Raw genomic sequence first — 253 nt, 5'->3', positions numbered from 1 at the left:
GGCAGTAATCTAGCTGAACATCTATAAAAAGAATTTTCCCTTGTCCAGTTATGATTACTTGGACTTTACCTACATGTAATTTCTTTTTTCCAGAGTAGTTTAACTTTTGTTTTTTTTGGGACGTTGATACTCATTCAGAATCAAAATTAGCAGATATCCATTCTCTATGGACAATCGATCGTAAGCGAGTAGTTGATAAGCTTTGGATAACTTCTTGCAACTGATCAATGACTTCATTCAATGATTTAAATGC

1 pseudogene is annotated in these 253 nt (G+C 33.2%); it reads right to left on the bottom strand.

What is annotated here, in order from left to right:
• Positions 1–130: 130 nt before the first annotated feature.
• Positions 131–253 (bottom strand): annotated as a pseudogene (locus E4T71_RS10400) (IS630 family transposase); the annotation flags it as partial.

The organism is Streptococcus sp. WM07 (assembly GCF_004570525.1).
Classification (GTDB): domain Bacteria; phylum Bacillota; class Bacilli; order Lactobacillales; family Streptococcaceae; genus Streptococcus.
Note: the sequence above shows the minus strand (reverse complement) of the source record. Positions and strands in the feature narration are given on the sequence as shown.